Origin of the sequence: Exiguobacterium sp. s95 (genome assembly GCF_018618655.1) — a bacterium.
In the GTDB taxonomy this organism is placed as follows: domain Bacteria; phylum Bacillota; class Bacilli; order Exiguobacteriales; family Exiguobacteriaceae; genus Exiguobacterium_A; species Exiguobacterium_A oxidotolerans.
In genome coordinates, this window is record NZ_JACSMM010000006.1 from 19,031 (window position 1) to 33,322 (window position 14,292).

At 47.5% G+C, this 14,292-nt stretch carries 11 protein-coding genes; 8 read left to right on the top strand and 3 right to left on the bottom strand.

All coding sequences use genetic code 11. From position 1 onward, the window contains the following. The first annotated feature begins 35 nt into the window (after positions 1-35). Complete coding sequence (gene pcrA / locus KNP99_RS10665) at positions 36-2,261, top strand: DNA helicase PcrA (RefSeq protein WP_088836285.1); 2,226 nt, start codon at positions 36-38, stop codon at positions 2,259-2,261. Positions 2,262-2,275: 14 nt separating this feature from the next. Beyond that, a complete protein-coding gene (gene ligA, locus KNP99_RS10670; RefSeq protein WP_214766753.1) occupies positions 2,276-4,270 on the top strand; it encodes an NAD-dependent DNA ligase LigA in 1,995 nt (664 codons plus the stop codon). A gap of 116 nt (positions 4,271-4,386) precedes the next feature. Here ligA and KNP99_RS10675 read toward each other — a convergent pair whose 3' ends face one another. Then, positions 4,387-4,965 (bottom strand): class D sortase, encoded by a 579-nt coding sequence (locus tag KNP99_RS10675; protein WP_214766752.1) that lies wholly within the window; start codon positions 4,963-4,965, stop codon positions 4,387-4,389. A gap of 149 nt (positions 4,966-5,114) precedes the next feature. On the opposite strand from KNP99_RS10675, the gene KNP99_RS10680 reads away from it, so the two are divergent. The 3 genes from KNP99_RS10680 (at position 5,115) to KNP99_RS10690 (ending at position 8,482) form a co-directional block, all read left to right on the top strand. Continuing rightward, the gene (locus KNP99_RS10680; RefSeq protein WP_251132020.1) at positions 5,115-6,278 is read left to right on the top strand and encodes a CamS family sex pheromone protein; all 1,164 of its coding nucleotides are present in this window, start codon (positions 5,115-5,117) and stop codon (positions 6,276-6,278) included. 167 nt (positions 6,279-6,445) lie between these two features. Then, positions 6,446-7,300, top strand: a complete 855-nt coding sequence (locus tag KNP99_RS10685) for a MurR/RpiR family transcriptional regulator (RefSeq protein ID WP_088836288.1) — start codon at positions 6,446-6,448, stop codon at positions 7,298-7,300. A gap of 57 nt (positions 7,301-7,357) precedes the next feature. After that, on the top strand, positions 7,358-8,482 hold the full coding sequence (locus KNP99_RS10690; RefSeq protein ID WP_088838420.1) for a M20 family metallopeptidase: 1,125 nt from the start codon (positions 7,358-7,360) through the stop codon (positions 8,480-8,482). Positions 8,483-8,523: 41 nt separating this feature from the next. Here KNP99_RS10690 and KNP99_RS10695 read toward each other — a convergent pair whose 3' ends face one another. Continuing rightward, complete coding sequence (locus tag KNP99_RS10695) at positions 8,524-8,715, bottom strand: YwbE family protein (protein ID WP_029332605.1); 192 nt, start codon at positions 8,713-8,715, stop codon at positions 8,524-8,526. Between the two features lie 197 nt (positions 8,716-8,912). Between KNP99_RS10695 and KNP99_RS10700 the strand changes: the two genes are divergently transcribed. The 3 genes from KNP99_RS10700 to glsA all read left to right on the top strand — a co-directional run bounded on the left by KNP99_RS10700 (position 8,913) and on the right by glsA (position 13,483). Beyond that, positions 8,913-9,776: a DnaJ C-terminal domain-containing protein gene (locus KNP99_RS10700; RefSeq protein WP_088836289.1), complete on the top strand. Its 864-nt coding sequence runs from the start codon at positions 8,913-8,915 to the stop codon at positions 9,774-9,776. A 6-nt stretch (positions 9,777-9,782) separates the two neighbouring features. Beyond that, entirely contained in the window at positions 9,783-12,356 is a 2,574-nt protein-coding gene (clpB, locus tag KNP99_RS10705) for an ATP-dependent chaperone ClpB (RefSeq protein WP_215193232.1), read from the top strand. 194 nt (positions 12,357-12,550) lie between these two features. Beyond that, positions 12,551-13,483 (top strand): glutaminase A, encoded by a 933-nt coding sequence (gene glsA, locus KNP99_RS10710; RefSeq protein WP_088836291.1) that lies wholly within the window; start codon positions 12,551-12,553, stop codon positions 13,481-13,483. On the opposite strand, the gene KNP99_RS10715 is transcribed toward glsA, so the two are convergent. Further along, complete coding sequence (locus KNP99_RS10715; protein ID WP_088836292.1) at positions 13,480-14,262, bottom strand: CHAD domain-containing protein; 783 nt, start codon at positions 14,260-14,262, stop codon at positions 13,480-13,482. The two genes, glsA and KNP99_RS10715, sit on opposite strands and share 4 nt — an antisense overlap. Positions 14,263-14,292 lie beyond the last annotated feature (30 nt).

Sequence of the window (14,292 nt, forward strand, 5' to 3'; positions counted from 1 at the left end):
AACAAAAGTTCGGAAAAAAGAAATGAGGCTATTACATGTTTAATTTAAGTGAACAGCTCGTGAGCGGATTGAATCCGGAGCAGGCGAAAGCGGTCAAACATACGGACGGTCCCTTGCTGATCATGGCAGGAGCCGGTTCGGGGAAGACACGTGTTTTGACGCACCGTGTCGCCTATTTGATGGCGGAAAAACAAGTCGCGCCATGGAACATCTTAGCGATTACCTTTACGAATAAAGCCGCACGGGAAATGCGTGACCGAATCGGTCGTTTAGTCGGCGGGGTCGCAAACGACATCTGGGTCTCGACCTTCCACTCGATGTGTGTCCGGATGTTACGTCGTGATATCGATAAGCTTGGTTACGACCGGAACTTTACAATCCTTGATTCAAGCGATCAGCAGTCGGCACTTAAATTGGTCTTGAAAGAACAGAACCTTGATCCGAAGAAATGGGATCCACGGTCGATGCTCTCTATTATTTCAAGTCAAAAAAATGAATTACGGAGTGCTGAGTTCTATGCGTCAATCGTGACAAATCCATATGAAAAAACAGTCGCTGAAATTTATAAAGGATACGAATCCGTCTTACGCCGCAATAATGCGCTCGATTTCGATGACTTGATCGGGAAGACAACGGAGTTATTCAAACAAGCACCGGACGTACTCGCCTTTTATCAAAAAAAATTCCGTTACATCCATGTCGATGAGTATCAAGATACGAACAAAGCCCAATACGATCTCGTTAACTTATTAGCAGCCGCACATCAAAACCTCTGTGTCGTCGGTGACTCCGACCAGTCGATTTATCGCTGGCGTGGTGCGGATATCGCGAACATCTTGTCGTTTGAAGAGGATTATCCGACAGCCCGCGTCATCTTGCTCGAACAAAACTATCGTTCGTCCAAACGAATTCTTGATGCGGCAAACCATGTCATCAAAAACAACAGTACACGAAAAGATAAAAAGCTTTGGACGGAAAATCTCGAAGGGGAAAAATTGATTATCCATACGGCGGAAAACGAGCGGGAAGAGGCCTTTTACATCGTCCAAGAAATTCGCAATTCGCTACGTTACGGGATGAAGCTTAACGACATCGCAATTTTGTACCGGACGAACGCTCAATCGCGTGCAATCGAGGAAACGTTACTGAAGTCAAACGTACCGTACAAAATGATTGGCGGAACAAAGTTCTACGATCGAAAAGAAATCAAAGACGTTCTTGCCTATCTCCGCCTGATTTCGAACCCGAACGAGGATTTATCCTTTGCCCGAATCGTCAATGAACCGAAACGTGGAATCGGGGCGACAACGATTGATAAATTACGTGACTTCGCTGATCTTCAGGGTGTGTCCTTGATGGATGCCATCCGTGATATCGAATTGTCGAATATCGCACCAAAGACGGCAGCTAAATTGACGGATTTCCGGACGATGATCATGGGGTTACGCCAGATGCAGGAATTTATCAGCATCTCGGAGCTCGTCGAGGAAGTTCTTGAAAAATCAGGCTATCGTCAAGTCTTAAAGGAAGACAAGACGCTTGAAGCACAAAGTCGTCTTGAGAACATCAACGAGTTCATCACTGTCGCGCAAAACTTCGAGAAGGAGACAGAAGGAGAAGATCCGGAAGACCGGACGATCATTGCCTTCTTGACCGACTTGACACTCGTCGCCGATGTTGATTCCCTTGATGAAACGGATCCAGGTGAGCAAGTCACGTTGATGACGTTGCACTCGGCGAAAGGGCTTGAGTTCCCGGTCGTCTTCCTGATTGGAATGGAAGAAGGTTTGTTCCCGCACAGCCGTTCGCTGCAAGATGAAGACGAGATGGAAGAAGAACGCCGCCTGGCCTACGTCGGCATCACGCGAGCAGAAAAACGACTTTATCTCTCGCATGCGCGGATGCGCTCGTTATACGGACGGACAAATGCGAACCAAGAATCGCGTTTCTTAGCCGAGTTACCGGAAGAAGTTATCGAACGGACTGGTAAAAAACCCAAACCACTCCCATGGGAAGATCGTCCGGTTCCGCAAGGGAAAGCTGTTATCGGTCGTTCGGTCACGAAACCGACAGCGATGAAAACATCCGGCGCCGAGTCACTTGGCTGGAATGTCGGGGACAAGGCAGAGCATGGTAAGTGGGGGCAAGGAACGGTCGTCCAAACACGTGGGTCTGGCGATAGTCTTGAGATTGATATCGCGTTCCCGGCAGTCGGGATTAAACGGTTGCTTGCAAAATTCGCACCAATTAAAAAGGTATGAGTGGAGGCGTCAAAATGGAAGACCAAGCACGCATCGAAGCATTGCGCCAAAAACTAAATCAGTACAGCTATGAATATTACGTAAAAGATCAGCCGACCGTACCGGATAGCACGTACGATCAATTGCTACGGGAACTGACTGAACTGGAAACGGCCCATCCGGAACTGATTACGGCGGATTCTCCGACCCAACGTGTCGGAGCAGCGCCACTCGAAGCATTCGAAAAGGTGACGCATGACTTACCGATGCTCTCACTTGGCAACGTCTTCGATGAAACGGAGATCCGGGAATGGGTCGAGCGGATTGAACGGTCGCTCGGTCGTGCAACGACATATGTCGCGGAGCTGAAGTTCGACGGACTCGCGATTTCTTTAAAGTATGAAGACGGACTACTCGTTCGTGGGGCGACACGAGGTGACGGAACGGTCGGGGAGAATATTACCCAAAACTTACGGACGATTAAAGCGTTACCGTTACGTCTGCGTGAGCAGGAGACGGTTGAAGTTCGCGGCGAAGCCTACATGCCGAAACAATCGTTCGAGCGCTTAAACGAGGAACGGACGGCACGCGAAGAAGCATTATTCGCCAATCCACGAAATGCCGCAGCCGGTAGCTTACGGCAACTCGACTCGTCGATAACGGCGTCACGCAATTTATCGTTATTCGTCTACGGTGTCGGCGTCAATACGCTGACGGCGCGCTCTCATAGTGAAGCGATGGAACAACTGGCACAGCTCGGTTTACCGACGAACAAAGAAATGAAAACATGTCAGACGGTAGAAGATATTTTAGCGTTCATCACGTACTGGACGGCAGAGCGTGCGACATTGCCGTATGAAATCGATGGCATCGTGCTCAAGGTCGACCGCTATGACGATCAAGAAGAATTAGGTTTTACGGCGAAGAGTCCACGGTTTGCGACCGCCTATAAATTTGCTGCTGAAGAAGTGATGACGACCGTCGAAGAAGTTGACTTTAGTGTCGGACGGACCGGGAAAGTGACACCACGCGCAAGGTTCGCACCCGTCGTCGTTGCTGGTTCGACCGTCAGTTATGCGACGTTACACAACGCGGACTTCATCACGGAAAAAGATATCCGCCTGCACGATCAAGTCATCATTAAAAAAGCGGGGGACGTTATTCCGGCTGTCGTCAGTGTCGTCGTTTCAGAACGAACGGGGGCGGAACAACCGATTGAATTCCCGAAACAATGTCCTGCCTGTCAGTCGGAGCTCGTCCGCCTCGAAGGTGAAGTCGACGTGCGCTGCGTCAGTCCGGAATGTCCAGCCCAGTTGACGGAAGGCATCATCCACTTCGTCTCGCGCCAAGCGATGAACATCGATGGGCTTGGTGAAAAAGTTGTCCGTCAACTGTATGAACATCAAGCAATTCGGACGCTTGCTGACTTGTATCGTCTCGATCGTGATGAACTCTTGACCTATGAACGGATGGGAGAAACGTCAGTCGATAAGTTACTGGCGGCAATCGAGGCGTCGAAACAAAATTCGCTCGAACGCCTCGTCTTTGGTCTTGGGATCCGTCTCGTCGGTCAAAAAGCAGCGTATCTGCTCGCAGAACGTTTTGATACGTTAACCGGAATCGCGCAAGCAAGTTACGATGAAATTGTGGCGATCGACGGAGTCGGCAGTAAAATTGCTGACTCGATTACGCAGTACTTCGAGCATCCGGAAGCACAGGCACTAATTCAGGATTTAGCAGCGCTTGGACTGAACCAACAGTTTCTTGGTCAACGGATCGATCAATCGAATGCACCGTTCTCCGGGAAAACGATTGTTTTGACCGGGACACTGGAATCGCTAAAACGTTCGGAAGCTGGAAAGCGTCTTGAGGTACTCGGTGCAGACGTGACCGGGAGTGTGAGTAAGAAAACCGATATCTTAGTCGCAGGTGAAAAGGCGGGGTCGAAGTTGACGAAGGCTGAATCACTCGGAATTGAGATTTGGGATGAGGCACGATTGCTGGAAGAATTGGCACAACACGAGGCGTGATTTAAAATAAGCGATTCAGAGTAGGGTCTACGCCTTAAAAAAATCCGAGCGATTCTTCTTTTGAAAAGAATCACTCGGATTTTTGTTTGTGTTTGAAAGCAGATGAAGTGCTAGACTCAATCAAGTGTTTCTGTTTTAATCAACACACCTTGTTTGATTAAGCGGTTTGTCGCGGTTTCCGGTGGATCACAAGTGATGAGTGTAATCATCGGTTGTTTGACGTTTTGATCGAGAACGGAGAGATCCGTCGGCTTGACGAGTTTTGAACTTTCCATGCGGTACGTATAACGATGGTCTTTTGTGGTGACGATGACATCGGCTCCTGTTTTCAGTTGCGGTAACTTGTTGAAATGAAGTCCTTTCGTAAAACTTCGGTGTCCTGCTAAAGCATAGTTTCCTTTTCCCGGGGCACCGGTTTCTTTGATGTGCCCGATACTGCGATCAAGAACATCGGTCGAAGCTCCTTCTAAGATGACTTGTTCGAAATCAAGTGAAGGGATTGTTAAGAGTCCGTCACCTTTTGTCGCCAGTGGTTTTGTCGTTTCTTTTGCATCAACCGTTTGTAAGCTTTTTTTCCATTGTTGCTTTAAATCAGTCGTTGTTGCTTGTTTTTGATAGGTATTCCAAATGGGCCAAAGCATGAATAAAATGCCTGCTGATAAGAGAAGGAGCCCGATGACTTGTCGTTGTTTCATATAAGATTGTCCTTTCGCGCGATTAAAAGTCACGCAGTGCTTTTTGAAAAGTAGGGGAAAACTAGTGCTTCCCCGATTGAAAACGATTCTGTTATGATAAAGAGAACGATTTTAAAACATGGGGTGCAATGATGATGAGATATAGAAAAATGATAGCATTGACATTGACGAGCACACTATTTTTAGGTGCTTGTTCGATGGATCTATCACAAGACAGCGATACGAAAGAAGTCATTACTGAGAGCGAACAAGGTAAAGAAGTCCAAGCAGTTGTCAGTCCGGCAATCGATACGACCGATTCGTACTATCGAACGGTACTTCCGTTTCGGCCAAGCGTCGCCCGCGGGATGACACAAAAGCGGGTCAGCTCACGGCTTGAACTGGATGAGATTGAGACCGGGCTGATGCGCCATTCAACACAGTTTTTTGACCCGGAAAAATACTATTACCAAGAAGGTCAACTGCTGGAAGCGGACCAAATCGCAACGTGGTTGCTTCGAACAGGAAAAGCAGATACGAGTGGGAGTGATCCAGAAGGATTAAACCCGGCGTACACGACTGGAAAATCATATAAAGAGAAAAATCAGAAGTCTCCTTTGATTTTATCGCACATCTTAGAACAAGACTACATGCTCGAAGAAGATAAAAAACTCGAACTGGGTGGGACATCGATTGCGTTAGTCTTAAATAGTGAGTACGTTTTCCAAGATGAAAACTATGGGCCGACATATACTGTGAAATTAGATGAGAAAAAAGTCATCGAGCAAGGCAAGAAAATGGCAAACGAACTCGTCCAAAAGATGCGGAAGACGGACGGGATGAAGACGACACCAATCCACGTTGCCCTCTATTTACAAGAGAAAGAGGGTTCACCGGTTTCAGGTCACTACCTTTCATCGGCCTTCATCGGTCGCGGGAACCAAATTAGTGCGAATGACTGGAAAAATTATGATGAGAAGTATTACTACTATCCTTCTTCAGCAGCAACGAATGACGTTCGTGATGACGCGGCGAAATTCGACTTGTTCAAGGACCGCCTCGAAGACTACTTCCCGAACTACACGGGGATGATGGGTGAAGGATTCTATCAAGAGGGTGAATTGAAGAAGCTTGAAATTAAAATCCCGGTTCAATTTTACGGAAAAGCAGAACTTGTCGCCTTCATCCAATACGTGACGTATCTGCTTGAAAACCGGTGGGAGTATAACCGGAATGTTCCGACGACGATTACCGTCACGAACTTAAACGGAGATACGGAAGCGATGTTATTCCTCGAACCCGATACGAAAAAACCAATCGTTAAAATTCGTTGATAAAGTTTTTCCTGTAAGCTGAAGGATCCATGCACATGGGTCCTTTTTATTATGATTAAATTTTGGAATACAATAATTGAATTGAAATTAAGTTTCATAAAATGTACACTAAATGTATAACATGAAAACGAATTCTAAAAGAACGTCAAGTCAAAGGAGCGGATTGAATGAAGGGTGGTATCTTTTCACAAATTGAAGCAGTACGCGAGGAGTTGCCGTCCTCGTCACGAAAAGTAGCTGATTTTGTTTTATCCCACGCAAACGAAATCGCCGGGATGACGATTCATCATTTGGCAGAAGAATCGAATACGAGTGCTGCAGCCGTCGTCCGATTTTGTCGTGCGCTTGGATTAAAGGGGTATCCGGAACTGCGGATGCGGATTTCTGCTGATACGGCACGAACGGATTTGACAGGATATCACGATATCGAAGAAAACGAACGTCCAGCAGATTTAATCGAAAAAACGCTTAGTAACAGTATGCAAGCCCTACAAGATACAGCCAAACAATTGAACGATGTCCGAATCGCAGAAGCGACAAAAGCGCTCGATCAAGCACGTGCTATCTATTTTTATGGAATCGGTGCTTCGAACGTCGTCGCACTTGATGCAGCTCAAAAGTGGACGCGCGTCGGGAAGTTAGCGATTCAAGAATCGGATCAGCATCTTTTAGCGACACTCCTTGCAAATGCGAGTCCGGATGATGTCTTCTTCGCGATTTCTTACAGCGGGGAAACAGAAGAAGTCGTCGAACTGATGCGACTGGCAAAAATTCGCGGTTTAAAAATGATTAGTCTAACCCGATTTGGTGATAACCGAATCAGTCAGCTGGCAGATATCGCATTGTGGACATCGCGTGCACCGGAAGCACCGCTTCGAAGTGCGGCACTCAGTTCGCGCTTGGCACAATTGTTTGCGATTGATGTGCTCTTCTTGTCTTATGCAGCAATTCACTATACGGATACGATTGAACGACTTCAGTACACACGTGAAAGTGTAAAGATGTTGCACGGAAAAAAATAAGGGGGCTACTTAGTGGATCAGTCGATAGCGAGCCGGATCGAACAGCTATTTCCGGAAATGGTTGAACGCCGACGATATTTACATCAACATCCTGAACTTTCTTTTCATGAGGTTGAGACACCGAATTATATCGCAAGTCGTCTCGAAGAACTTGGAATCGAAGTCCGACGAAATGTCGGAGGACGTGGTGTCGTCGGAACGATTCGAGGAGGAAAACCGGGGAAAACGGTCGCATTACGGGCAGATTTTGATGCGTTACCGATTCAAGATGAAAAAACGGTTGATTATCGTTCGACTGTTCCAGGAGTCATGCACGCGTGTGGTCATGATGGTCATACCGCGACATTACTCGCCGTTGCGGAAGTTCTCGCCAGTCAAAAAGAACAGCTGACGGGAAATGTCGTCTTGATTCACCAGCATGCAGAAGAAGTGGTACCGGGGGGAGCGCGTGAGATGATTGCTGACGGCTGTCTTGACGGAGTCGATGTCATCTTCGGAACGCACCTTTGGTCGACGACCCAGCTGGGGACGATCGGAACACGGGTCGGTCCCGTCATGGCAGCGGCGGATAAATTCGAGTTAACGTTGTTCGGCCGAGGCGGACACGGGGCAAAACCGCACGAAACGATTGATGCCGTACTACTCGGGGCGACCATCGTCAAAGAACTTCAAAGTATCGTCAGCCGTCGTCTCGATCCATTGCAGCAAGCCGTCTTGACGATCGGGACGCTTCATGCCGGGAATACGTTCAACGTCATTGCTGACCGGGCACAATTGACGGGGACCGTCCGGACGTTTGATGAGACGGTTGCTCAAAAAATCGTCTCGGAGATGGAGCGGACGATTAAAGGGATTTGTGATGCAGCGGGTGCGACGTATACGTTTCACTATGAAACAGGGTATCCGGCTGTCATCAATGACTTGGTTGAGACACGTTTTTTAGAAGCTGTCGCCCGCGACGTGATCGGGGATACAAGTGTATTTGAAATTGATCCGACAATGGGCGGGGAAGACTTTGCCTATTATTTAAAGGAAGTTCCGGGGACGTTCTTCTTTACCGGTGCAGGTGATGCATCACATTATCCGCATCATCATCCACGATTTGACTTTGAAGAGCCGGCGATGGTCGATGCAGCGAAGATATTAGTCGAAGCGACATTACGTTATTTAGCGACACGGTAATCGAAAAAGGCGTTCCACGACGGGAACGCCTTTTTATCTACTTAAAGAATTTCCTGAACACGACCGACTTGACCATCTTCAAGGCGTACTTTAATGCCGTGCGGGTGGTTCGGTGATTTCGTCAATAAGTCTTTGACGATTCCTTCCGTCCGTTTCCCCGTACGCTGATCTTGCTTTAAGACGATGCTGACACGTAGTCCAGGCTTGACGTCTGCACGTTTTTTTCCATCCATTTGTTTATCGCTCCTTCTTGTGAATAACTATGGGTATCAGTATAGCATGAGTCGGTTCATGAAACTTGTTTGAAGAAAAACCGTAAAGTGAAAAGATGAAGAGAAGCCGTGACAAAAAAGTTTGACTATATTTGACCAATTGACGATTCGATTTTATAATTAAGATACAGAGTTAATAAGTGAAGGAGTGAAGTGAGATGGCAAAAGATTATTACCGGACGCTTGGTGTCGAAAAGTCGGCAACGAATCAAGACATCAAACGAGCGTATCGGAAACTTGCGAAACAGTTTCACCCGGACGTCAATAAAGAGGCGAGTGCAGATCGCCGTTTTAAAGATATTCAGGAGGCTTTTGATGTCCTCGGGGATGAAGAAAAACGGACGCAGTATGATCGTTATGGAAGTGACTTTGAACGCATGGCTGGCGCGGGTCCGGGGCAATCAGCAGACTACGAGGACATCTTCCGTCAATACAATGGACGACAGTCTCGACCGACCGGTGGCGGTCAATCCTTTGGTTTTGAAGACATGTTCGGTTCGTTTTTTAACCAAGAAGAAGAATCGACGGATGAAGAACTTGAACTGACGGTACCACTCAGTCACCTCAGTACAAATGAAAAAGTAACGATTCGTTTAGCTTCAGGGACGATTCAGATGAGTCTTCCGAAAGACGTCTACGAAGGGAAGAAAGTTCGTTTACGCGGAAAAAGTTCATTGCGTAACCGAAGTGGAGTGGCGGGTGACGTCTACGTGACGATTCATCTCAAAGATGACGACCGATTCCGTCGACACGAACAGGATGTCATTTCAACGGTTCGTGTGTATCCGACGACGTTTGTCTTGGGTGGCGAAGTGATTGCCGATACGCTTGAAGGAAAACGTGTCAAGTTAAAGGTCAAGCCGGGGACGAAACCAGGTGCAAGACTACGCATTCCAAATCGTGGCTTAAGTAATCAAGACGGGCATCGGGGTGCTTTACTTGTTCAATTAGAAGTGAAGTTGCCTGAGATGGATGCAACGTTTTATGAAGAATGGGAAAATCAATTATCAGTAAAGGAGTAATGCGACATGGACTTTGAGAAATTAACGGATCGTGCTCATGAGGCAATCGTATCAGCGCAAGCGATTGCGAAACAACGTCGGCATAGTGAAATCACAGAGTGGCATTTATTACTCGCTTTAATCGCACAGGAAGAAGGAATCGCTCGGATCGTCTTTGAAAAACTCGATCAGCGGATGGATCAGATGGAACAAGCCATCAATCAAGTGATTGAAAAATTACCGGCGCTCGCGCAAGTCTCGACACCACGGATCAGTAGTTCTTTATTGAACGTGTTGACGGAAGCGGAAACAGAAGCCCGTTTGATGCAAGATGAGTATGTTTCGGTCGAACACCTCTTACTCGCACTCTCGAAACAAACGAGTCCTGCAACACAATATTTACGGGGGCAAGGTGTGACGGAAGAAACATTACGCGAAGCCATCATAGCGATGCGTGGTAATCGGAAAGTGACGACTAAAAATCCTGAAGCGACATTTGATGTCTTAAAAAAATATGGACGGGATCTTGTCGCTGATTTTCGTTCAGGGAAAACAGACCCCGTCATCGGTCGGGACGATGAAATTCGCCGCGTCATCCGGATACTCAGCCGAAAAACAAAAAACAATCCCGTTCTGATCGGGGAACCCGGTGTCGGGAAGACGGCAATCGTGGAAGGGCTTGCCCAACGTATCGTGCGTGGTGATGTACCGGAGAGCTTAAAAAACAAACAGTTGTTTAGCCTGGATATGAGTACGCTCGTTGCAGGTGCAAAATACAGGGGTGAATTTGAGGAACGTTTGCAAGCCGTCTTGAACGAGGTCAAGGAAGCAGAAGGGCAAATCCTTCTCTTCATCGATGAGCTGCATACGATTGTCGGAGCCGGAAAAACAGAAGGGGCGATGGACGCCGGTAACATGCTCAAACCGATGCTCGCCCGTGGTGAGTTGCACTGTATCGGAGCGACGACACTCGATGAATATCGGAAATATATTGAAAAAGATCCGGCACTCGAGCGCCGGTTCCAACAAGTCCTCGTCGCAGAACCGGACGTCGAAGATACGATTTCGATTTTGCGCGGATTAAAAGAACGGTTTGAAATTCACCATGGTGTCAGAATCCATGATAATGCCCTAGTCGCAGCGGCCATTCTCTCCGATCGCTATATTACGGATCGGTTCATGCCGGACAAAGCGATCGACTTAGTCGATGAAGCGTGCGCGATGATTCGGACGGATATGGAATCGATGCCAGCAGAACTTGATTCACTCGTTCGCCGGGTCATGCAACTTGAAATCGAAGAGGCAGCTCTTAAAAAAGAAACGGATGAGGCCTCGCGTAAACGCCTTGAGACGCTTCAACAAGAATTAAGTTCAGCGCGTGAAGATGAGAGTGCGCTTCGGACACGGTGGGAACATGAAAAAGAAAGTTCGCAAGGTGTCCAGCAGCTGCGGGCAGATCTCGAAAAAGCAAAACTTGCCTTACAAGAAGCAGAAGGCCGGTATGATTTAAATACGGCTTCTGAAATCAAATACGGACAGATTCCGGAACTCGAAAATCGGTTATATGTAGCAGAAGAATCAGCAGAACACGTCTCTCATGAGTTAGTCCGCGAAGCCGTAACAGACGAAGAAATTTCAGATATCGTTTCGAAATGGACGGGGATTCCGGTTACACGTCTTGCGCAAGGTGAACGGGAGAAGTTGCTCCATCTCGAAGATACGCTGCATACACGGGTCTTCGGTCAGGACGAAGCCGTCCGCCTTGTATCAGACGCCGTCATCCGGGCTCGGGCCGGAATCAAAGACCCGAACCGGCCGATCGGTTCGTTCCTCTTCCTCGGTCCGACCGGTGTCGGGAAAACCGAGCTTGCGAAAGCACTTGCGGCAGCGATGTTCGACAGTGAAGATCACATCATTCGGATTGACATGTCGGAATATATGGAAAAACACAATGTGTCCCGTCTCGTCGGTGCGCCTCCGGGTTATGTCGGATACGAAGAAGGCGGACAACTGACAGAAGCGGTCCGTCGCAGTCCGTACTCGGTTCTCTTATTTGATGAAATCGAGAAAGCACATGGCGATGTGTTCAATATCCTGCTTCAACTGCTTGATGATGGCCGCTTGACGGACGCACAAGGACGTGTCGTTGACTTTAAAAACACGATTGTCATCATGACCTCGAATATTGGAGCGAACATTTTGTTAGAAGCAGCCAAAGATGGTTACATTGATCCAGCCGAAGAAGAAGCTGTCCGTCAAGAACTGAAAAATCATTTCCGGCCCGAATTCTTGAACCGGATTGATGACACGATTTTATTCCATCCATTGCACCGCGCAGAAATCGAGCGGATCATCGATAAAGCGGTCGCGAAGATGGCAGATCGTTTATCAGGTCGGGAAATTACGATTGATGTGACAGAAGCCGCCAAGACGCTGATCTTCGATGAAGCCTTCGAACCTCAGTACGGTGCCCGTCCAATCAATCGTTATATCCAGCGGACGATCGAGACAAAACTGGCCCGTGCACTGATCAGCGGGGAAATCCAGGATGGGTCGCACGTCGCGATCGACGCAGACGGTTCAGAACTCGTCATTCGTTGATGGAACGTCTGCTTGTTAAAAAATCTGAACGTCGTCGACATTCAAAGTATGAATCTCGATGATGTTCAGATTTTTTTGTTGTTTTTACAGTAACTTTTCCCGAGCTTTTTGCTTTCACAGACAAAACTACGTCTTGCCATATCTCGTTCTGACAAAGCATGATAAGCTATAAAAAAACAGGAAGAGGGAAGTACATGAACGTTACACAACAACAACTAGAAGAATTAATTGATGAATGCCGTCCTTATGCAGTACTCGGACAAGTTGCGAGTTATATTCCGGAGCTTGCGAAGTCAGAACCGACGCAACTTGGAATCGCAGTTTGCAATGCCGACGGGACATTTGTGTCTGCTGGTGAGGCGGACACTTTATTTACGTTACAAAGTGTCTCTAAAATTATCACACTTGCTTTTGTTCTCGAAACATTTGGTGAGGATTATGTCTTTTCAAAAGTTGGAATGGAGCCGACGGGGGATGCCTTCAACTCGATTGCGAAGCTTGAGGAGACGATTCCAACAAAACCGCTCAACCCGATGATCAATGCAGGAGCGCTTGCCGTGACGAGTATGTTACCTGGGGAAGATGCGGCAGATAAACTGCTCAAACTGCGTGAATTCATCGCGAGTCTGCTCGACATCGAAGTCGAGATGGTCAAGTACGACGCGGAAGTCGCAAAATCCGAATTCGAAACGACGGATTTGAACCGGGCATTGCTGTACTTCATGCGCTATCACGGAGTCATTGAAGGAAACGTCGAAGAAATCATCGATGTCTACACAAAACAATGCGCAATCTTGACGAACTGTAAAGGACTCGCGATGATGGGTAAAATTTTAAGCCAGTCAGGAAAAACACCATCCGGCCATCAAGTCATCTCTCGTCGTAATGCGCGAATCATTCGTGCGATCATGACGACGTGCGGCATGTATGATGCTTCTGGTGAGTTTTCTGTTCAAGTCGGACTTCCCGGGAAAAGTGGTGTCTCGGGTGCCATCGTGGCCTGTGGACGTAGTGATTTCGATATGGCAGATCTCGGAATCGGTATTTTTGGACCAGCCCTCGATTTAAAAGGAAACTCAATTGCGGGCACAAAAATGCTCGAGCTGCTCGTCCAGCGTCACCCTTAAGCGAGTGAAAAGTCGTCCAGTGCCGTCACTAAGGCTTGTTCGAGTCGTGCAACTTCTTTTGCGCGTTTCAATTGGTATTCATCCGGTGGTGTAAACGCGCGCCACCGTTCGAGCCGGTTGTACGTATCATTGATTTGGCCAAGCTGGGTCTGAACGCGTTTTAGACGATCGACGGTCGACTTCGGAAGAGTGGTATAAGGACGCAAGTATTCTAATGTATAGCGGTAGTACTTTGTCGCAAGACGTAATTCGTGCATCTTTTGGATTCTTTTTTGTCCTTCTGTATGGTGCACTTTTTCGTATTTTTGTGCTTTTTTATCAAATTGTTTTTTTGCCGCGTGAATCAAATCGTTTTCATCCATCCGTTTTAATCGTTTTGTCAGCGGTCCTGCTAAGAAACGACGGACGGATTTATCGAGTTCACTTGAGATGAGCAGATGCATCGTTTCAAGTAGCGTTGCTCGTTTTCCTTGGAGTTGGAGCGCGAGGTGTTCGGCGAATAGTTGCTCGACGGGTGACGTGACAGATTGTTGTTCGAGTTGGACGTCTAAATCACGGACCTCGCCAAATGCGCGCATCAGTCGTCTCCAAATCAGATAAACAGGTTCATCCGTCTCACCGACAAGTGTAGCGAACGTAATCAACTTCCGAAGACGGATTCTTGCTTGGTGGACATCTTCCGGATTTTTAAATTGTTGGGCTTCTTTTGCATAGTGGTTGAATGTCGCCCACGTTTCAAGTAGTTCGAACGTTAAGTTTTCAGTATCGCGATGATTCATATGAATCCCTCCTCACAATTTTTACGTAGA